This window comes from Sphingopyxis chilensis (assembly GCF_035930445.1).
Lineage (GTDB): Bacteria > Pseudomonadota > Alphaproteobacteria > Sphingomonadales > Sphingomonadaceae > Sphingopyxis > Sphingopyxis chilensis.
In genome coordinates, this window is sequence record NZ_CP142394.1 from 1,389,178 (window position 1) to 1,408,020 (window position 18,843).

The following is an 18,843-nucleotide window of genomic DNA, read 5'->3' on the forward strand; positions in this document are numbered from 1 at the left end:
GCTCCCCGTTTATCCGACGATGAACAAGCTTTTCCTGCGCCCCCCCGGGTCGCCCAGCAAAGTCCGCGAGACGATCGCGGAATCCCAAGAATCACGTGCGCCAGCTTTGTTGCGTGCCTCCTCTGCTGCCACGCTGACCGGGCCGAGGCCGCGCCGTCAAGAAGGGCGCGGCCTCGGCCCGACACGCATCGATCTTCGCGTGGGCTCATCGCTCGCCGCGGCGATGCTCGCGATGTGCGGCGCGTTGCCGGCCGCCGGACAAGAAGCCGTGCCGGCTGCGATGCCGGCGCTTGCCGATACGGCCGCGGCCTCGACGATCCGCTCGATCACCGTCACCGGTAACCAGCGGCTCGAGGCCCAGACCATTCTCTCTTACCTGCGCCTGCGCGTGGGCCAGCAATATGACCGCGCGGTGCTCGACCAGGCGCTGAAGGATCTCGCCGCGACCGAGCTGTTCAAGGATTTCCAGATCACCGACAACAATGGTGCGCTGACGATCCAGGTTACCGAAAACCCGGTGATCAATCGCGTGATCCTGGAGGGCAACAAGCGCCTGAAGGACGACAAGATCCGTCCCGAGATCAAGCTCGCGCCGCGCCAGATCTTCACGCGCTCCAAGGTCCGCGCCGACGTTGCGCGCATCATCGAGCTTTACAAGCGGCAGGGCCGCTTCGCGGCGACGGTCGAACCCAAGATGGTGTCGCTCGACCAGAACCGCGTCGATGTCGTGTTCGAGATCAACGAGGGCCCGAAATCGAAGGTCCGGCATATCGAGATCATCGGGAATCAGAAATTCAGCGATAAGGAACTGCTCGGCGAGATGGCGACGAAGGAGTCGCGGTTCATGACGATACTGTCGTCGAACACCAGCTACGATCCCGACCGCCTCGCCTATGACCAGCAGAAGCTGCGCCTTTTCTACCTCACCAACGGCTATGCCGATTTCCGCGTCATTTCGGCGGTGGCGGAGCTGACGACCAACAAGCAGGACTTCATCATCACCTATGTGGTGGAGGAGGGCGAACGCTACAAGTTCGGCGATGTCGACGTGCAGAGCGAAATCCGCGACTTCCAGCCCGAGATGCTGAAGAAGCTGCTGCCGATGAAGAAGGACGGCTGGTATGACGCCAAGCTGGTCGAGGACACGGTCGAAAGCCTCAGCGAGACCGCAGGCCTGTTCGGCTACGCCTTTGCCGACATCAATCCCGAGTTCCGCCGCAACCCCGACGACCGGACGATGGCGATCACCTTCAACGTCGGCGAAAGCCCGCGGACTTACGTCGAGCGCATCGACGTCAACGGCAACACGCTGACCCACGACAAGGTGGTTCGCCGCGAATTCCGCCTGAACGAAGGCGACGCCTTCAACAGCTTCGGCGTCAAGCGCACCGAGAACCGCATCAACAGCCTCGGCTATTTCCAGGAAAATCTGTCGATCGAGCGCAAGGGAGGCAGCGCGCCCGACCGCATCATCCTCGAAACCAATGTTGAGGAAAAGCCGACGGGTGAACTGTCGCTGTCAGCCGGCTATTCTTCGACCGAAAATATGCTGCTCCAGGCCTCGATCCGTCAGCGCAACTTCCGCGGCCTCGGCCAGCAACTGCAAGCCTCGGTCAGCTATTCGAGCTATTCGAAGTCGATCGAGCTCGGCTTTACCGAACCCTATCTGTTCGACCGCAATATCTCGATCGGCGGCAGCGTTTATCGCCGCGACCTCAACAGCTATAATTTGATCGACAACGACCGGCAGACGACCTTCGAACAGGTCACGACCGGCGCGCAGGTCAACGTCGGCGTGCCGCTGACCGAATATATGTCGCTGTTCGGGCGCTATACGCTGAATTTCGACGATGTGGCCCTCGACAAGGACACCTATTACTTTGGTGACGAATGCGATCCGCTCGTCGCCGGCCGTTACCTCTGCGATGCGATCGGCAAGCGCACGACGTCGCTCGTCGGTTTCACGCTCGCCTATGACGATCGCGACAACCGCCTGCGCCCGACGCGCGGCCAGTCGGCGTCGATCAGTCAGGATTTCGCGGGGCTCGGCGGCGACGTCGAATATGCCCGAACGCGGCTTGCCGCGACGAAGCACTTCAACCTCGGCAGCGGCTTCATCGTCAATGCCTCGGCCGAAGGCGGCTATATTCATCCCTTCGGTAACGGCAGTTCGTCCTCCGGCGACAAGGTGCTGCTGACCGATCGCTTCTTCCTTGGCGAGCCGCAGATGCGCGGCTTCGACATCCGCGGTGTCGGTCCGCGCGTCCTCCGCTACAGCTCGGTCGACATTTCCGATCCGTCAAATCCCGTCCTCGACACGAGCTCGGGTACGACCACCGACGACGCGCTGGGCGGCCGCGCTTATTATCAGGGGCGGCTCGAAATGGACATTCCGCTCGGTACGGGAGCGAAAGAGCTGGGCCTGCGTCCCTCGATCTTCCTCGACACCGGCGCGGTTTTCGGGCTCCGCAAACCGACGCTCACCGCGCTTGCAGATTTCCGCGATCCGTCGGACGGGCTCACCAAATATCTCTGCCGCGATGCCTCTGCGGGCACGACCCAGTTCGCGACGCAATCGACCGGCTCCGACGGGACGCCGAGCGGAACCTATTCCGTCTGTCCGAGCGGCTTTTCGGCGCTCGCGCCCTTCGAGGAGCGATATTATGGCAACAGCTGGATGCCGCGCGTCGCGGTCGGGGTCGGGGTGAACTGGAACTCGCCCTTCGGTCCCTTTCGCATCGATTTCGCTTACGCCCTTCGCAAGGAGGAAGGCGACGATACCAAGCGCTTCTCCTTCAATGTGGGAACGCAGTTCTAATGCGCGGCGGCAGCAAATCCGTCGCCGGAAAGCAGGCGAACGGCGCAGCGACAGGAAGCAATTGCCTTCTCGCCGCGCCGCTTCGCGCAGCGGTCACCGGGCGAGAGGCCGATCCCGGCGGCGAGGCCCGATGGCGGCTGGTCGAGCGCCGGCTATTGTCGCCCGCGCGCGGCGATGCGGTGGAATGCCTTGTACGCCTGGAGCGCGCCGACGGTTTGCCGGGACGCTGGCGCGCCGGCGACCTTGTCGAACTGCGCGATTCCTTCGATCCCGGGCCTGGCGACGACGACACCTTTGCAGCATCATTTCGTCCTTCGCGGCACGCCGGTGTCAGCCTGCTCGCCGGGGGATGGCCCGCTGGCGATTGGGCGCGCTCCACCGGCGGCAGTCGCCGCCTCCCTATCGCCTCCGGCGCGGGGTCTGCGACGCTCGACCTGCTCGTCTTTTCCGGACAAAACGCCAGTCCCGAAATCGATAACCAAATCCGGCAACAACTGCTCGTCGGTACGACCGTCGATCTTCGGGTCATCCCGTCGCCCGCGCGCTGGAATGCTGATGATCCGCTCATCTTCATCGGCGATTTCGGCGCTGCCGCGCTCGCTCGCGCCTTCGCGCAGGAGCATCAGGAGGGCGAACTGATCTTCCTGATCGAGGCCGGCCGCGGCGGCCATTCGCTTTCCCCGCAGGCCATCCTTGGCCGCGAGTGCTGGCGCGACGGGACGGTCGGGGCGATGCCGGCACTCGGCGACATGGCCGGCCTAGCCGCGATGCTCGTGGCGCACCGCCGGAAGATCCGGTCGTTGCTCGACAACGGGTCGCGGTTGATCGTCGCCGGCATCGCGCCAGAATTCCTGTCGCTGGTCTTTGCCGGCCTGACCAGCTTGCTCGGAGGCGAGGCATTGGCAGCGCTCAAGGCGCAAGGTCGCCTGCAGCAGATCGCGCTATCCTAGTCGGACTTTCGACAGCGCCATGAACGGCGCCTATTCGTGCCGCAGAGCATCGATTGGATTGAGGCTCGCTGCCCTCCTTGCGGGGAAGTAGCCAAACACCACGCCGATGACGGCCGAGATCGCGAAGGCGATGATATTGATCTCGGCGTCGAACATCCAGCTGACCTGCATCAGCGGCGAAAGGACCGCGATCGCGAGCTGGGCAATGAGCAGCCCGGACAGGCCGCCGAGGCATGACAGCACGATCGCCTCGACTAGAAACTGCATCAGCACCTCGCGCGCGACCGCACCGATCGCGAGGCGGATGCCGATCTCGCGCGTCCGCTCGGTGACCGAGACGAGCATGATGTTCATGATCCCGATTCCGCCGACGAGCAGCGAGATTGCCGCCACCGCCGCGACGATGCGGGTAAGCAGCGTTGTCGTACCGGTCAGCGTGTCGGAAATCTGCTTGGTGTCGAAGATGTTGAAATTATCTTCCTTCCCGTCGATGACCTTGCGGCGTTCGCGCAGCAGATCGGTGATCGATGCCTGTACCTGTTCGGTCGAAAAGCTCTGATCGACGCCGACGAGCATCACGGAGACGTCCTGATTGCCCGTAAAACGCCGCTGCACGGCCTTGATCGGCATGATAACGATATCGTCCTGATCGCCTCCGAAGCCGCCTTGGCCGCGCGTCGACAGCACGCCGATCACATCGCAGCTGATTCCCTTGATGCGAAAGCGAGTGCCGACTGCGCTACCGCCGCGAAAGAGGTTCTGGCGGATGGTGTTGCCGATGATGCAGACCGCCTTGCCTGCCTCTTCCTCGGCAGCGGTGAAGCTGCGGCCCTCGGCGAGGGGCCAAGGCTGGACAGTGAAATAGGCGTCGGTCGTTCCGTTGACCGTGGTCGACCAGTTCGCGCCCTCGTAAATCGCTGTGCCGCTGCTCTGCGTCTGCGGCGCGACCGCTGTGACGCCGGCGATCTGCTGCGATATCGCCTCGAGATCGGCCATTTCGAAATCGGGCGGACGCGGGCCGCCACCGCCGCGGCCAAAGCCCTGGCCGGGACGGATTTGCAGGATGTTCGTGCCCAGGGCGGATATCTGGCTCTGGACGGCGGCGGTCGTCGCATTGCCGAGTGTGACCATCGTGACGACGGCGGCCACGCCGATCACGATGCCGAGCACCGTCAGGAAGGACCGCAGCACGTGCCGGCGGATCGAACGCAGCGCGAGGAGGAAGGTGGTGCCGATCATTGTTGCGGCGCCTTGCCCGCGCGCGATGCGGCGTTGGTCTCGATATCCTCGACTAGCCCGTCCTTGAAGTGGACGAGCGTGTGCGCGAACTCAGCCATATCGGGCTCGTGCGTCACCATCAGGACGGTAATGCCGCTCTCGCGGTTCAGCTCGGACAGCAGTTCCATGATCTCCACCGATCGCTCGGAATCGAGGTTGCCTGTCGGTTCGTCGGCGAGCAGGACGTCGGGACGGGTCACGATCGCGCGCGCGATGGCGACGCGCTGCTGCTGCCCCCCCGACAACTCGGCCGGTGTGTGGTCCCACCAGTCCTTGAGCCCGACCTTGTCGAGTGCCGCGAGCGCTGCGTCGCGTCGTTCGGCCTTTTGATCGCCGCGATAGAGGAGCGGCAGCTCGACATTCTCCAAGGCGCTCGTGCGCGCGAGCAGGTTGAAGCCCTGGAAGACGAAACCGAAATATCTGCGGCGCAGCAGCGCACGCTCGTCGCGGGTCAAAGCCTCGACATGGTGGCCTTGGAACAGATAGTAGCCGCGCGTCGGCACGTCGAGGCAGCCGAGGATGTTCATCGTCGTCGATTTGCCAGACCCCGAAGCCCCCATCACCGCGACGAAGTCGCCCGCCATGATGTCGAGTTCGATGCCCTTCAGCGCCTGAAAAGCCGTCGGCCCCTCGCCATAGATCTTGGTTATGCCGCTCAGGCGGATGATCGGCTCGGCCATTGTTCAGCCGCCCTTCCGTGTTCCCGATTGCGCGCCGGTCCCCGATCCGCGCGCATCGTCGCCGGAAAGCTGGCCGGTGATGACCTTCATGCCGGCGCCGAGCTTGCCCGAAGTCACTTCGGTCAGCGAACCGTTGGTGTCGCCCGTGGTGATCTGGGCGGCCTGCAGCTGGCCGTCGCTGCCGAGGACATAGATGGTCTGCTGCGCGCCGCGCTCGGTCGTCACGCTGCGCTCGGCGCGATTGCTGCTGCGGCGCGGCCCGCGCGGTACGATCGCGCTGGTGATGCCGCCCTTGGAGGAATCGGCCCCTTGTCCCTCGGTCGCTGGGCGATAACGGAGCGCCGCGTTGGGGATCAGCAGGACATTCTGCTTGCTCGTCGTCACAATATCGGCGGTCGCGGTCATGCCTGGGCGCAGCGTCTGCTTCGCATTGTCGACCGCCAGGATCGCCGTATAGGCGACGACATTGCCCGAACTCGCGCTGGTCGTCGACGTGCTCGACGAAGAGGTGGACGACGAACTGCTGCTGTTCGACCCGAGGTTGACGCGCGTGATCTTTGCCGGGAAGCGCTCGCCGGGGAAGGCGTCGACCGTGAAGGTCGCATCCTGTCCTTCCTGCACCTGCCCGACATCGGCCTCGTCGATCGAGACCTCGAGTTCCATCTGGCTCAGATCCTCGGCGATGGTGAAGAGCACGGGCGCATTGAGCGAGGCAGCGACGGTCTGGCCGGGCTCGATATCGCGCGAGAGAACGACGCCCGTCACGGGCGAATAGATGCGCGCCTTCGAAAGGTTCGTCTGTGCGGTGCCGAGCGCCGCCTGCTGCTGCGCGACCTGCGCGCGTGCGGCGGTGAGCGAGGCGACGGCACGTTTCTGGTCGGCACGCGCCGCGTCCAGTTCGGTCCTCGACGGCACCCGGCCGCCCGAAAGGCGCGACACCTCCTCTTGCCGCGCCAGCGTTGCGTTCGCCTGTGCCAGCGTCGCTTGCGCTTCGCCCACATTGGCCTGCGCGGCCGCGACGCTTGCCTGCGCCTGCACGACCGAATCCTGCAGACGGGCGGTGTCGAGCGAGGCGAGCAACTGCCCCTCGGTCACGCGGTCGTTCACGTCAACATAGACATCGGTGATCAGGCCCGATTGTTCCGACCCGACATCGACCTGGTTGATCGGCTTAATATTGCCGGTCGCCGAGACCGTGACGGTCAGCGACCCGCGCCGGACCTCCTGTGTCGAATACCCCGCTTGGTCAGCGGGGCCGAAACAGCGATAGAGAATGACGAGTATGAGCAGCGCGAGCAGGGCAATGGCGATCCATTTGCCGCGATGCATCCAGGGGTTTTCGGGCTTTACCCCCAGGAATTCGTCGAGATTCTCGCTTGATGCCTGTGCTTCGGTCATTCGCCATTCCCATTTCCTGTGGTCTGCCATCCGCCGCCGAGCGCATTGTAGAGCTGAACGACTGCGAGCGCCTGCGCTGCGCGCGAACTGGCGAGGCTGTTGCTCGACGAGAGCAACGAGGTTTCGATGTTGGAGAGCGTCTGGAAGTCGGTAAGCCCCGACTGATATTGCAACCGGGCGAGCAGCGCGCTGTTGCTCGCAGCTTCGCGGGCGATCGCGAACTGGCGTTCGCGCTCGTCGGCCGACGACAGGGCGACAAGGGCGTTTTCCACGTCCTCCAGCGCGGTCAGGACCGTCTGGCGATAGGTGGCATAGGCGCCGTCGACCGCGGCTTGCTGCGCGCGGACCTGCGACGCGCGCGCGCCGCCGTCGAACAAAATCTGCGAAATCCCGGCGAACAGCGAACCCGTGATCGTGTCGAACAGCCCGCCGGTCGTGAGCGCACTCGTCCCCAGCGACCCGTTCAGGCTGAGCGAGGGAAGCAATTGCGCCTCGGCAACGCCGAGGCGGCCGGTGGCGGCGGCAAGGCTGCGCTCGGAAGAGCGAACGTCGGGGCGCTGGCGCAATGTGTCGGCGGGAAATCCGGCCGCGACGCCGTCCGGCGGGCGCGGAATAGCCGCGATCGGTTCGAGCGACGAGGTCGCGGCGCCGGGCGCCTGCGCTGTCAGCACCGCGATGCGATTGAGCGCGCCCCGAATGCTCGTCCGGAATTCGGCAAGGCTCGCCTCGGTCTGCGCGAGCTGGGTGCGCGCCTGTTGTTCGTCCAGCGATGAGGCAAGTCCCGCCTGCACGCGCCAGCGGGCGATATCGTAATTGTCGCGCTGGTAGCGAAGCGTATCTTCGGTGATATCCAGTTGCTGCTGCGCAAGGCGAAGCTGGATATAATTGGTGACCAGCTCGGCGATGATGGCGATGCGCACCGAGGCGAGGTCATAGCCGCTCGCCGCTTCGTCGGCGCGCGCTGCTTCCACCGCGCGGCGAACGCCGCCGAACAGGTCGAGTTGCCAGTCGGCGTCGATGCCGAGCGAATAACTGCCGCTGTCGGATTGGTTGCTGTCGAAATTGCGTCCGGCCCCGCCGCTGGCACTTGCCGTCGGAAGCAGATCTGCGCCCGCCTGGATCGACGCCTCGCGCGCCTGGCGCAAACGCGCTTGCGCTTGTGCGAGGTCGAGGTTGGCCGCGACCGCGCGATCGACGAGCGCATCGAGCGCGGAGTCGTTGAAACCCTTCCACCAAGCTGCGAGTTCGGCGGGGTCGATTGCCGCGCCGCTGCCCGCGCCATAGGCGGCCGGAACGCCGAGATCGCTTGGCGTCGAGGGCCGATAATCAGGGCCGGCGCTGCACGCGGCGAGCGACGCTGAAACCGCCAGCGCCGTCGCATATCGCCATCGAACGCTCATTCCATGGCCTCCATCCCCGGCCGTCGAGGGGACAGGGGCCGGTCGTCCCTGATACCCTGTAAAATCAGGCGGCCACCATGTACGGGCACGATCCGCGCAGCCGGTAACGCCGCGGCGCCGACCTCGTTTTTCGACCTGACGCGCGTCGGCCATATTCACTGATTTCCTTGCGGCGGCTGCGGCGGCCGGCCGGGAGGAAGGCCGCGGACGCCGCCGGGCAGCCGGCCTTCTGGCTGGCGCGCCTCGCCCATCGAGATCGCACCGTTGCGGTCGCGATCGGCTTCGTCGAACCGCTTGCCCTCATAAGCGAGAAATTCGGCGAGCGAGAGGCCGGCGTCATAATTGAGGTTGGCTTTGGCGATGAGGCCGGTGCTCAGCGGCTCGATCAGACCGAGCAACAGCCGCGCTTCCATCTCGTCGCGATAGTCGGGCTCGATCGTCTCGGGAACGAGGCCGCCGCGGCCGATCGCCTGCGCTTCGTCCGACTGGGCGAGCGAACCGAGGCTGCGCTGCCATTCGAAAAATTCATCATGGCTGATCGCACGATCCCGGTTCGTATCGATCCGCTCGAACCGCTTGCCGATCAGGACGTCGCGCCGCGCGCTCGCTAGGGCCTTGATTTCGGCGGTCGTCACGAAGCCGTCGCGATTTTGGTCGGCATCGCGAAACATGTTCGCGACGATCTTGTCGAACCGCGCGCGCGTGACCGCTTTGATGTCCTTCATCCGGGGCGGCCCTCCACCCGGAGGTCCACCCTCCGGAGGCCCGCCGCTCGACGGACCTCCACCCCCGAACTGGGCGTTCGCGGGGACGGCAAGGATCAGGGCGCAGAAGGCAAGCAGGCTCTTGTTCATCGCTGGGGCTTCTCGATCAGGGGGCGGGCGGGACAACGACACGCGTCCGGCCCGGGCAAGCGCGTCAAACGGCGCAGCGACGCGACTTTCCGGCCCTCGTCCGATAAGTGTCGGTGCGGGCGTTGTAGGAGCGATATTTCTGCTGGCAGGCGCGGACATGGCGATACCAGTCGCTCTTCCTCGCGAATTGCTTCGGCGGTGCGGGTGGCTGCGCGCCCCAGGACCTGTTCCATTGTCCATAGGGCGATTTGGGGGCGGCCTTCTTCGCCGGGGCGGGCTTTTTGACGGGTGCATGGGTCGAATGGTCTTGCCGCGCGGGCACGTCGGCCGCGCGCGGCGCGGCGATCGACGGGGCGGCGATCATCATCGCGGCGCCCAGCGCGCAGCCCATCAGGATTTTCATGGCATGACTCCTTGGCAAGGTTGTCGGCCCGTTGCGAACAACGGGCCGACGGGGGGAGGGGGAAACGTCACGTCCTTGGATATGGACGATTGCCACGGTGCGCGGGATCAAGAGTTCGCAAGCGGAACGTAAAGTTTGTGAAAAGACGGGGTGACAGCCGAACGGGGGCAGCCGATGGATCGGTTTATGGAAGACGATGCTTCTGTCCGGCGCATCCTGCTGGTCGACGACGATGTCGACCTCAGCGCGATGCTGCGCGAATATCTGGAAAGCGAAGGCTTTCGTGTCGAGGCCGTGTTCAACGGCCCCGACGGCGTGGCGCACGCGCTGTCGGGTGAATTCGACGCCGTGGTCCTCGACGTCATGCTGCCGCGTCTCAGCGGCATCGAGGCGCTGCGCCAGATTCGCCAGACAACCGACATTCCGGTCCTGATGCTCACGGCGAAGGGCGACCAGGTCGACCGCGTCGTCGGGCTGGAGCTCGGCGCCGACGATTATGTCGCGAAACCCTATTATCCGCGTGAACTGGTCGCCCGGCTTCGCGCAATTCTGCGGCGGCACGCGCCGGCGGCCGCGCAGCGGGGACCAGCCCTGCAACTCGGCGATCTGGCTGTTCGCATCGCCGAGCGGCGAGCAAGCTGGCAAGGCGTGCCGATTGAACTCACCGCGACCGAGTTCAACATGCTCGTCGTCCTGCTCCGCGCGGGCGAAGAAGTGCAGACGAAGGACGAACTGTCGCTTCGCGCCATCGGCCGGCCGCGCCAATCCTATGACCGCAGCGTCGATGTCCACATCAGCAATCTCAGGTTGAAACTCGAGGGTGCGTCGGCGGGATGCGTCGGTATCGAAACGTTGCGCGGTATCGGTTACAGGCTGCGGAGCGCGTCATGAGGACTCGGCTCTTCTGGAAGATATTGCTCGCGTTTTGGCTGACGTTTTTCGCGATCACGCAAGGGGTCTGGCTGCTCTTCCAGTTGCAACGCGACGATCGGGGACCGCCCGAGCGTTTCATGGTCGAGCGGATGGCACCGACGCTGCTGGCCGCTGCCAAGGGCGAGGTGGAGCGATCGGGAAAGCCGGGTTTCGATGCGCTCGTTCGCTCGCTTCCTACCGATCAGCGTGCGCGGTTGCAACTTGTCGAAGCGGGCGAGGCCGCTTCGCCCCGTTCCGGCGATTTCGTGCATTCGCTGTCGCGGGAGGCGGTCGCCCCGGACCGGCGGCGCTTTCGCGTAAACTATTGGTACCGCGACGAGCGCCGCCGAGCCGATATCTTCAACATGCCGCTCGAACTGCTCACGCTGGGGCTCGTCGGCGGATTGTTCTTCGCGGCAATGTTGGGCTGGTATCTGACCCGGCCGATCATTCGCCTTCGCAAGGGGTTCGATCGGCTCGCGCAGGGGCGGCTGTCGGAGCGGCTCGCGCCGGTGATCGGCAACCGGCGCGACGAGATAGCCGATCTGGCGCATGATTTCGACCGCATGGCGCAGCGGCTCGAAGAGCTGGTCGGCGCACGCGACCGGCTCCTCCACGATGTCTCCCACGAACTGCGTTCGCCGCTCGCCCGGCTCCAACTCGCGATCGGGCTGGCGCGACAGGCGCCGGAACGGACCGAGGCGTCGCTGGCGCGGATCGATCATGAGGTCGCGCGCCTTGACGCGCTGGTGGGCGAATTGCTGAGCCTCGCACGATCTGAACATCGCGCGGGTGAAAGCGACGACTATTTCGACCTCGCAGACGTCCTGCGAAGCGTGATCGAGGACGCGCAATTCGAGGCGAATTCGCATGATGTTTCGATCCGCCTTCACGGCGAGGCAATGTCCAGTGATCAGGCCCCGCCGATACGCGGCGACGCGGAAGCGGTTCGCCGGGCAATCGACAATATCGTCCGTAACGCGATCCGGTTTTCGGAGTCCGGTCAATCTGTTGACGTCGATTATAGGCTGGAAGCCGGAGCGCATTGCGTCCTGGTGGCTGATCGAGGGCCTGGAATCGACGAAGCGAGCATCAATGCGATGTTCGAACCATTTGCGCGGGGAAGCGAAGAGAGCGTGGGTTTCGGTCTGGGGCTGTCGATCGCAAAACGCAGTATAGCGATCCACAGAGGCACGATCGCGGCAAATAATCGTCTGGGCGGTGGCTTGGCCGTTCGCCTGTGCATTCCGATCACCGAATTATCTGCCGAATAGGATTGAGGCGGAACGGAAGGTCTGCTTTTTTGCGTGCGCATTCCCGATTCCGGACCGTCAGCTATCGGCCATTAACCGCGATACCGCGCCTCGGACAGATCGAGCTCGCGGATCAGTTTTCGGGCCACCTCGCTGCCGATCGCGCGAGCGCGGCCAAGCTTCATGAGTGCTTCGCGTTCGGCTTTGACACCGACAAGCTGAAATTCCCGGATGAGATGCTCTTCCGCCCGGCGTGCCTCGGAGAGGCCCTGGCTGCGGCTCTCGATACGCTCGCGGTAAAAGTCCATGACGCGCGCGCCCGCGGCGGCATAGAGGTCGGCTTCGCCATGATCCTCGGACAAGGCGTGCTGGCGCCGCTCGATCGCGCGGATGGCTGCTTCGGCCGTTGCTACGCGAGCCGCATCCTCCTCGGCCTGTTTCGATGGTTCCGGCGGCATCACCAGCCCCTTGAGCAACAGCGGCAATGCGACGCTGGCCAGGACCAGCGAGACGATGATGACACCCGCCGCCAGGAAGATCGCAAGATCGCGCGCCGGAAAAGCTGTGCCATCATCGAGCGCCAGCGGCAGCGTCAGTACGCCCGCCAGCGTGATCGCCCCGCGCACGCCGGCGAACGACATGGCGGCAACCAGTCGCCAGTCGGGGCTTTGAAGGCCGCTGTCCTTGTCGCGCTTGCGCAGGATGGTGAACCTCAGGGAAACCCACACCCATATGAAACGCAGCGCCGCCAGTCCCGCGACGATCGCGATCACATAGATGCCGAGCCACCAGGGCGCGCTATGTCCCGTCAGTGTCACGGTCTCTTTCGCGCCAGCGAGGATCGCGGGCAATTGTTCGCCGAGCAGCACGAAGATGATACCGTTGAGCGCGAACTGGATGGTGTCCCACACCGAATTACGCCGCATCCGCGTGACCGCCATCGCTTGACGCGATATTTCGGCAAAGCTCATGGTCACGCCCGCGCTCACCGCGGCAAGGATGCCCGAGGCGTGAAAATGCTCGGCGAGGAGGTAGGAGCCGAAAGGGATCAGCAGGCTGACGAGAACCTGTGAGCCCGTATCCTCGCCCCAGCGTTTCGTCACCCAGGCTTTGACGCGGGTCACGGCCAGCGTGACCGCGACGCCGATCGCCAGTCCCGCGCCCGCGACCCACAGGAAATTGAGCGCGGCGGTGCTGGCCGAGAAGGTGCCGGTCAGCGCGGCGGCGATGGCAAAACGCAGGCAGACGAGCCCCGACGCATCGTTCAGCAGCGACTCACCCTCCAATATGTGCATCATCCGCTTGGGGATCGGCACGCGGGCCGCGATGGCGGAGACCGCAATAGGATCGGTCGGCGATACGACGGCGGCGAGCGCGAAGGCGACCGCCATCGGCATCGCCGGGATCATCCAGTGGATGAACAGGCCCATGCCGACGACTGTTATCAGGACGAGGCCGAGCGCGAGTTCGACCACCGTCGAGACGTCTTTCAGCAATTCATCCTTGGGAATGCGCCAGCCGTCGAGGAATAGCAGCGGCGGCAGGAAAAGCAGCAGGAACAGTTCGGGGTCGAGCTCGACACGGTAGGATGTCGATAGACCAATGCCCGCTCCTAGCAGGATCTGCACGAGCGGGGTTGGCAAGGATATGGGGAGCATTCGGGATATCGCGCCGCTGACGACGACAGCCAGCAGCAGAAAGAGGACGATCGATACCGTATCCAAGTAATTTCGCTCCATTTTGCGGGTTGCCGGCCATCTAAAAGGCGGGACTTTGTCAGGGCAACCCTTTGCCGTTTCCGCCCGGGTGGCCGGGCATCGGGTTTTCTTCTTTCGAAGTGCCCCGTTCCTTCACGAACCCGTGCATGCCGAACCACCATTGCAAGGCGATGGTCGCGCCCTTCGCGGGCTGAAGAATGCCGATCATCAGTATCAGCATCGACGACACGATGATCGCGGCCAAAGCGGCCAGTGACAGTGCCGTCTCCTGAACGAGCGCGATGATGATCGGCGCCATGATATGCCCGGTCAGCAGGATCGACACATAGGCCGGGAAATCATCAGCCTGCTGATGGGTCCAGTCTTGCCGGCACCGGGGGCAAGTCGCCACCGGTTTGAGGAAGCGATGAAAGAGCTTCGCATCGTTACAACGCGGGCATCGGCCTCGCGCGCCGCGGGCCATCGCCTCCCAACCGGAGGATGGAAGTGCAAAGTCTTCGCCTTCCGGATCCTGATCGTTCGGCGGCTGAATCTTCCTGGCGATGGGGCGGTCGAATGGCGACACCATGAAATCCGGCATCAGCCGCGCTCTCCGAGGAAAATCTGCGAACTATAATCCTGGCGGACACCCGTCACGGTTGATCGATTGCTTGGCATGATCGATATATACAGTATTAGATGATGGTGTTAAGATTGATAAATGATGTATCAAACATCGGGGAGCTGATATGATCACCTCACAGCAGATGCGGGCCGCGCGCGCCCTTCTTGGGATCGATCAGCGTCAACTCGCCGAACTGGCGGGCCTCTCTCTTCCCACGATCCAGCGGATGGAAGCATCCAATGGCCAGGTTCGCGGTGTCGTCGATACGCTGGTGAAGGTGATCGGAGCGCTCGAAAGCAACGGGATCGAACTGCTTGGCGAATATTCTTCGAGCACCGGGCACGGGCGCGGCGTGCGACTGCGCGAAGCGGCCCTCGCCGATCCCGCGCGGCCCGGGCGCGGGCTTCTTTCCGCCAAATTTCCGAGCCGGCCCGAAATTCGGTGAAACCCGAGACCTATACGCCGAAGCTCCTTACGGTCTTTCGCGAAGGTTATTCCGCCGCCACATTCCGCGCCGATGCGATCGCCGGGCTGACCGTCGCGATCGTCGCCTTGCCGCTCGCCATGGCGCTCGGCATCGCCAGCGGCGCCTCGCCCGACAAGGGGCTGATTACCGCGGTCGTCGCGGGCTTCCTGATCTCGGCGCTCGGCGGATCGCGCGTCCAGGTCGGCGGGCCGACCGGCGCCTTCGTCGTCGTGATCTTCAATGTGATCGCGAGCCACGGCTATGACGGGTTGCTCGTCGCGACATTGCTTGCGGGGCTCATCCTGATCCTCGCCGGCGTGCTGCGGCTCGGCCAGATGATCAAATATATCCCGCATCCGGTCGTGATCGGTTTCACGGCGGGTATAGCGGTTATCATCGCCTCGAGCCAGGTGAAGGACTTCCTTGGTCTTGCGATCGACAAGATTCCCGCCGACTTCCTTCCCAAATGGCAGGCGTATCTTGGGGCGCTGCCTAGCGCGAGCTGGGCGACCATTGGGGTCGGCGCGAGCGCTCTCGCGATCATCGTTGCGCTTCGCAAATTCGCGCCGCGCTTGCCTGGCTTCCTGATCGCGGTGGTGGCAAGCTCGATCGCCGTGGCGCTGCTAAACCTTCCGGTCGATACGATCGGTTCGCGCTTTCCCGACATCCCGGCAGGCCTTCCGATGCCGTCGCTTCCAGATCTCTCGCTCGCGAAAATCAACGCCGTCCTGCCGTCGGCCTTCACCATCGCGTTTCTCGCGGGGATCGAGGCGCTGCTGTCCGCGGTCGTCGCCGACGGCATGGCCGGGACGCGACACCGCTCGAACCAGGAACTCATCGGCCAGGGCGTCGCCAATCTCGGCTCGGCGCTGTTCGGCGGCCTTCCCGCGACCGGTGCAATTGCCCGCACCGCGACCAATATCCGCTCGGGCGCGAAGACCCCGGTCGCGGGCATGATGCATGCGGCCTTCCTGTTGCTCTTCATCCTCTTCGGCACCGACCTCATGGCCTATGTGCCGATGGCGGCGCTCGCCGCGATCCTCTTCATGGTCGCCTGGGGCATGAGTGAGTATCAGCGCTTCCTTGCCTTGCTGCGGATGCCGAACAGCGATCGGGCCGTTCTGCTGCTCACCTTCGGACTGACGGTGCTCGTCGACCTGACAGTCGCGATCGCCGTCGGCGTGACGCTCGCGTCGCTGCTGTTCATGGCGCGCATGGCCGAGGCGGTCGAGGTCGGGTCGGGAGGGCCGCGCGATCCCGAACTCGATGCCGAAGATATCGACCAGCGTGACGATTTGCCGCCGGGTGTCGAGGTGTTCCGGATCGCCGGGCCCTTCTTCTTCGGCGTCGCGGGCGAACTTCTCGATACGCTGCGCCGGTTGGGGCAGTCGCCGCGCGTGATCATCCTGCGCCTGCGGCTTATGCCCCTCCTCGATGCGAGCGGTGCGCAGGCGCTGGAGGAATTCGTCGAACAGGCACGGCTCGCCGGGGCTGAGATCATATTGTCCGGCGTACAGCCGCAGCCCCGTTCGATGCTCGATCGCGTCGGACTCGGCGAAACGTCGATGAAGCTCTCGTATGCAGCCGACTATGCGCGCGCCCAGTCGCTCGCCGCCGAGCTACTCGAAAGGAAGTGAATGCGGTGCCGCGCTCTGCGCGCTCTCAAAACCGGACACGTTCGTTCAACCGACCGGTCGTCCAACCCCAATGGAGCATGAAATGACCAACGATGATGATTATGTCTATGACGAGGAGAGCGGCGAGTGGATGTCGGCATCCGAACTGGCCGCCCGAAAAGCCGCCGCCGGCCAGGTCGAGGTGCGCGATGCGGTAGGCAACATCCTTCAGGACGGCGATCAGGTGGTTCTAGTCAAGGACCTCGACGTCAAAGGCGCCGGCAAGACGCTCAAGGTCGGGACCGTCATCAAATCCATCCGGCTGACCGGCGATCCGCAGGAAATCGACTGCCGCCACGAGGCGATCAAGGGTCTTGTCCTGCGAGCCGAGTTCGTGCGCAAGCGCTGAATCTTCGCCGCCGCCGGCCTTCCTACGCGGGCTTACATGATGCGATGGCGGATGACAGTCTTGGTCGATCCGCACAGGCCGCACGGTGCTTTGCCGCGGTCGAACCTCTTGTCGTCGCCGAGGTCGCGCGTCACCGCGTTGGCCTGGCTGCGGACCGACAGGTTGAGCCGGTCGGTGATGCAATCGTCGCAGGTCGCCGCGCCTTCTAGAGATTCGATCAGCTGCTCGATCTGTCCTGCTATCGTCATCCGCCGGGGCATAGACCTGCCATAGTCATCGTCGTTGCTCGCTGAAAGATCGAATATCTGGTTGAGGCTGATATGTCGCCCGCTTACATTCTTGATTGATGTTTAAAACGTCAAATATCAATCTTAACAAGCCAAGAAGATATTGTATATGTACATTGTGCCCGCTGATGGGTCACCCGGCTGGGAACGTCGAATGCGGTCATTCCAATCGCAATCGGGGCTTCGCCCAATCCGGTCCGATGGGCGCCCCGCAGGGCCAGAAAAACATGGTGCTTGTGACATGACCTCTCCACCCAGCCCGAAGCCGACTGTCCGCAACCATGAATTCTACCTGGCTCGCATGAATGCCTGCCAAGCAGAGGCAAGTGAGACGTTGCTCCCGAATGTCCGGGACCGGGCCCTCCGGGCGGCGGCGGCGTGGCAGGAGATGTACAACAAGGCTCAGCAGTTTGACGAGAAGCGGCAAGGACGTTGACCCTGCGGGGACGTCGTGACCGCGGCGAGGCGCTGTTTTCGCTGAAGGTCGTTTCGGACGGGAGGCAAATATGACGACATTCCTGATCATCCTTGTCACCGTTTTTCTGCTGGTCCTGTTCGTTGGCGTCACCATTGCCGGCGGACGGGCGCACGATCGGCAAAATGAACATCGTGACGATGACAGATAGGGCCGCAGAATGCTTCGAAGCCGAGGCCGACTTGGCCTGCGGACCCGAGACGGGTCAAGACCTGCATGGCGACGATTGGGTGAGAAGCGAGCTTGATCATTTTCTCGATCACCTCGACGACTTCGACCGCGATCAGCGTCATTTTGAACGATATGGCACCGACAGTGACGGTCCAAATCCGATCGAGCAAAGCGGATTGGACGCGCCGCTCATCTTCGAACTGGGCAATATGCGAAGCCTCCTCGCAAATTGGGCCTTTGTGCAAAGCATAATGAGCATCGACGATCCGGACAGGCTGATGCTCGACTATACGCGCCAGATGATGGGGTTCCTCCTGTTCAATCCCTCTCCGCAGACGATCGAGATGATCGGACTTGGCGGAGGATCGCTGGCAAAATATTGCTACAAATATCTGCCCGATGTCTCGATCACCGCAGTCGAGATCGATCCCGAGGTCATTGCCGTTGGCGACCAATTCTTCATGCCGCCCGAGGATGATCGCTTCGAGATAGTCTGTGATGATGGCGCCGCGTTCGTCAAGCGGGACGCAGGAACCTGCGATGTCTTGCTCGTCGATGGCTTTGACAAGGACGGGCAGCCCGCCGAGCTCTGCTCTTCGGAATTTTACCGCGATTGCCATTCGCGGCTGAATCCAGGCGGCGTCTTAGTGGTCAACCTATGCGATCACCACTGGAAGCACGCCTCCGTTCTTTCGCGCATACGGGAATGCTTCGGAGTCACTATCGATCTTCCGGTCAAAATAGGAATGAACCGGGTCATATTTGCATTCAGGGACGAACGACCCAAGCTGAACCATGCGACGATCCAGCGGATCGCCCGCGATCTCGACCAAGCACATCCGATGTCCTTTTCGCCGCTGGCGAATGAAATTCTGCGCAGGCTAAAGTCTCTCGATCGTGCCGCCGCGAAGGCGGGATCTGGTTATGGCGCATCGCAGTCCCTATCGATGGCCCGGCTGTGGTCTGCCGATTGAGTTTCGGCGCCGCTGCGTCGGATATGGTCGGCCGACCAGTCGCACCACGCGCGGGTTAACGCCCGCCTTGATGCCCACCCGACGTTTGGGCGGCGGGAAAGCCACTCGATATTCTTGCCTCGCGGCCGACTTTCTCGATGGCCGCGGCATTTATCTCTGGCGGGATGCGGCAGTTCA

General features: G+C 63.7%; 17 protein-coding genes. 8 read left to right on the forward strand and 9 right to left on the reverse strand.

The features are described from left to right. The first annotated feature begins 232 nt into the window (after positions 1 to 232). Positions 233 to 2,818 carry an outer membrane protein assembly factor BamA gene (bamA, locus tag VSX79_RS06185; protein ID WP_407697276.1) on the forward strand — a complete coding sequence of 862 codons (2,586 nt, stop codon included), beginning with the start codon at positions 233 to 235 and terminating at the stop codon, positions 2,816 to 2,818. Then, on the forward strand, positions 2,818 to 3,768 hold the full coding sequence (locus tag VSX79_RS06190) for a hypothetical protein (protein ID WP_326914822.1): 951 nt from the start codon (positions 2,818 to 2,820) through the stop codon (positions 3,766 to 3,768). Before bamA ends, VSX79_RS06190 begins: the two co-directional genes overlap by 1 nt. Positions 3,769 to 3,798: 30 nt before the next feature. Here VSX79_RS06190 and VSX79_RS06195 read toward each other — a convergent pair whose 3' ends face one another. The 6 genes from VSX79_RS06195 to VSX79_RS06220 form a co-directional block, all read right to left on the reverse strand. Beyond that, positions 3,799 to 5,007 carry an ABC transporter permease gene (locus VSX79_RS06195; RefSeq protein WP_326914823.1) on the reverse strand — a complete coding sequence of 403 codons (1,209 nt, stop codon included), beginning with the start codon at positions 5,005 to 5,007 and terminating at the stop codon, positions 3,799 to 3,801. After that, on the reverse strand, positions 5,004 to 5,726 hold the full coding sequence (locus tag VSX79_RS06200) for an ABC transporter ATP-binding protein (protein ID WP_326914824.1): 723 nt from the start codon (positions 5,724 to 5,726) through the stop codon (positions 5,004 to 5,006). Before VSX79_RS06200 ends, VSX79_RS06195 begins: the two co-directional genes overlap by 4 nt. A gap of 3 nt (positions 5,727 to 5,729) precedes the next feature. Further along, entirely contained in the window at positions 5,730 to 7,124 is a 1,395-nt protein-coding gene (locus tag VSX79_RS06205) for an efflux RND transporter periplasmic adaptor subunit (RefSeq protein ID WP_326914825.1), read from the reverse strand. Beyond that, positions 7,121 to 8,524, reverse strand: a complete 1,404-nt coding sequence (locus VSX79_RS06210) for an efflux transporter outer membrane subunit (protein ID WP_326914826.1) — start codon at positions 8,522 to 8,524, stop codon at positions 7,121 to 7,123. The genes VSX79_RS06205 and VSX79_RS06210 overlap by 4 nt, the downstream gene beginning before the upstream one ends. A 155-nt stretch (positions 8,525 to 8,679) precedes the next feature. Continuing rightward, a complete protein-coding gene (locus VSX79_RS06215) occupies positions 8,680 to 9,249 on the reverse strand; it encodes a calcium-binding protein (RefSeq protein ID WP_326914827.1) in 570 nt (189 codons plus the stop codon). A gap of 193 nt (positions 9,250 to 9,442) precedes the next feature. Next, positions 9,443 to 9,781 carry a BA14K family protein gene (locus VSX79_RS06220; protein WP_326914828.1) on the reverse strand — a complete coding sequence of 113 codons (339 nt, stop codon included), beginning with the start codon at positions 9,779 to 9,781 and terminating at the stop codon, positions 9,443 to 9,445. A gap of 186 nt (positions 9,782 to 9,967) precedes the next feature. Here VSX79_RS06220 and VSX79_RS06225 point away from each other — a divergent pair, with 186 nt between their 5' ends. Both VSX79_RS06225 and VSX79_RS06230 read left to right on the forward strand, forming a co-directional pair. Then, positions 9,968 to 10,672 carry a response regulator transcription factor gene (locus tag VSX79_RS06225; RefSeq protein WP_326914829.1) on the forward strand — a complete coding sequence of 235 codons (705 nt, stop codon included), beginning with the start codon at positions 9,968 to 9,970 and terminating at the stop codon, positions 10,670 to 10,672. Continuing rightward, positions 10,669 to 11,967 (forward strand): HAMP domain-containing sensor histidine kinase, encoded by a 1,299-nt coding sequence (locus VSX79_RS06230; protein ID WP_326914830.1) that lies wholly within the window; start codon positions 10,669 to 10,671, stop codon positions 11,965 to 11,967. The genes VSX79_RS06225 and VSX79_RS06230 overlap by 4 nt, the downstream gene beginning before the upstream one ends. 71 nt (positions 11,968 to 12,038) lie before the next feature. Here the strand turns inward: VSX79_RS06230 and VSX79_RS06235 are convergent, their stop codons facing one another. Next, positions 12,039 to 13,670: a Na+/H+ antiporter gene (locus VSX79_RS06235; RefSeq protein ID WP_326914831.1), complete on the reverse strand. Its 1,632-nt coding sequence runs from the start codon at positions 13,668 to 13,670 to the stop codon at positions 12,039 to 12,041. A 52-nt stretch (positions 13,671 to 13,722) separates the two neighbouring features. After that, the gene (locus VSX79_RS06240) at positions 13,723 to 14,244 is read right to left on the reverse strand and encodes a DUF983 domain-containing protein (RefSeq protein WP_326914832.1); all 522 of its coding nucleotides are present in this window, start codon (positions 14,242 to 14,244) and stop codon (positions 13,723 to 13,725) included. A gap of 148 nt (positions 14,245 to 14,392) precedes the next feature. Between VSX79_RS06240 and VSX79_RS06245 the strand changes: the two genes are divergently transcribed. From VSX79_RS06245 to VSX79_RS06255, 3 genes are all read left to right on the forward strand, one after another. Continuing rightward, a complete protein-coding gene (locus tag VSX79_RS06245) occupies positions 14,393 to 14,713 on the forward strand; it encodes a helix-turn-helix domain-containing protein (protein ID WP_326914833.1) in 321 nt (106 codons plus the stop codon). Beyond that, positions 14,710 to 16,371 carry a SulP family inorganic anion transporter gene (locus VSX79_RS06250; protein WP_326914834.1) on the forward strand — a complete coding sequence of 554 codons (1,662 nt, stop codon included), beginning with the start codon at positions 14,710 to 14,712 and terminating at the stop codon, positions 16,369 to 16,371. The genes VSX79_RS06245 and VSX79_RS06250 overlap by 4 nt, the downstream gene beginning before the upstream one ends. An 82-nt stretch (positions 16,372 to 16,453) precedes the next feature. Further along, a complete protein-coding gene (locus VSX79_RS06255; RefSeq protein ID WP_326914835.1) occupies positions 16,454 to 16,759 on the forward strand; it encodes an alkylphosphonate utilization protein in 306 nt (101 codons plus the stop codon). A gap of 32 nt (positions 16,760 to 16,791) precedes the next feature. Here VSX79_RS06255 and VSX79_RS06260 read toward each other — a convergent pair whose 3' ends face one another. Next, positions 16,792 to 17,007, reverse strand: coding sequence for a hypothetical protein (locus VSX79_RS06260; RefSeq protein ID WP_326914836.1), 216 nt, complete (start codon positions 17,005 to 17,007; stop codon positions 16,792 to 16,794). A gap of 639 nt (positions 17,008 to 17,646) precedes the next feature. On the opposite strand from VSX79_RS06260, the gene VSX79_RS06265 reads away from it, so the two are divergent. Further along, complete coding sequence (locus tag VSX79_RS06265) at positions 17,647 to 18,666, forward strand: fused MFS/spermidine synthase (protein ID WP_326914837.1); 1,020 nt, start codon at positions 17,647 to 17,649, stop codon at positions 18,664 to 18,666. Positions 18,667 to 18,843 lie beyond the last annotated feature (177 nt).

What these genes read in the sequence shown, in the direction of transcription:
- bamA (WP_407697276.1), top strand. Translation starts at nt 233, where the DNA reads ATGTGCGGCGCGTTGCCGGCCGCCGGACAAGAAGCCGTGCCGGCTGCG.
- VSX79_RS06190 (WP_326914822.1), top strand. Translation starts at nt 2,818, where the DNA reads ATGCGCGGCGGCAGCAAATCCGTCGCCGGAAAGCAGGCGAACGGCGCA.
- VSX79_RS06195 (WP_326914823.1), bottom strand. Translation starts at nt 5,007, where the DNA reads ATGATCGGCACCACCTTCCTCCTCGCGCTGCGTTCGATCCGCCGGCAC.
- VSX79_RS06200 (WP_326914824.1), bottom strand. Translation starts at nt 5,726, where the DNA reads ATGGCCGAGCCGATCATCCGCCTGAGCGGCATAACCAAGATCTATGGC.
- VSX79_RS06205 (WP_326914825.1), bottom strand. Translation starts at nt 7,124, where the DNA reads ATGACCGAAGCACAGGCATCAAGCGAGAATCTCGACGAATTCCTGGGG.
- VSX79_RS06210 (WP_326914826.1), bottom strand. Translation starts at nt 8,524, where the DNA reads ATGAGCGTTCGATGGCGATATGCGACGGCGCTGGCGGTTTCAGCGTCG.
- VSX79_RS06215 (WP_326914827.1), bottom strand. Translation starts at nt 9,249, where the DNA reads ATGAAGGACATCAAAGCGGTCACGCGCGCGCGGTTCGACAAGATCGTC.
- VSX79_RS06220 (WP_326914828.1), bottom strand. Translation starts at nt 9,781, where the DNA reads ATGAAAATCCTGATGGGCTGCGCGCTGGGCGCCGCGATGATGATCGCC.
- VSX79_RS06225 (WP_326914829.1), top strand. Translation starts at nt 9,968, where the DNA reads ATGGAAGACGATGCTTCTGTCCGGCGCATCCTGCTGGTCGACGACGAT.
- VSX79_RS06230 (WP_326914830.1), top strand. Translation starts at nt 10,669, where the DNA reads ATGAGGACTCGGCTCTTCTGGAAGATATTGCTCGCGTTTTGGCTGACG.
- VSX79_RS06240 (WP_326914832.1), bottom strand. Translation starts at nt 14,244, where the DNA reads ATGCCGGATTTCATGGTGTCGCCATTCGACCGCCCCATCGCCAGGAAG.
- VSX79_RS06245 (WP_326914833.1), top strand. Translation starts at nt 14,393, where the DNA reads ATGATCACCTCACAGCAGATGCGGGCCGCGCGCGCCCTTCTTGGGATC.
- VSX79_RS06255 (WP_326914835.1), top strand. Translation starts at nt 16,454, where the DNA reads ATGACCAACGATGATGATTATGTCTATGACGAGGAGAGCGGCGAGTGG.
- VSX79_RS06260 (WP_326914836.1), bottom strand. Translation starts at nt 17,007, where the DNA reads ATGACGATAGCAGGACAGATCGAGCAGCTGATCGAATCTCTAGAAGGC.
- VSX79_RS06265 (WP_326914837.1), top strand. Translation starts at nt 17,647, where the DNA reads ATGAACATCGTGACGATGACAGATAGGGCCGCAGAATGCTTCGAAGCC.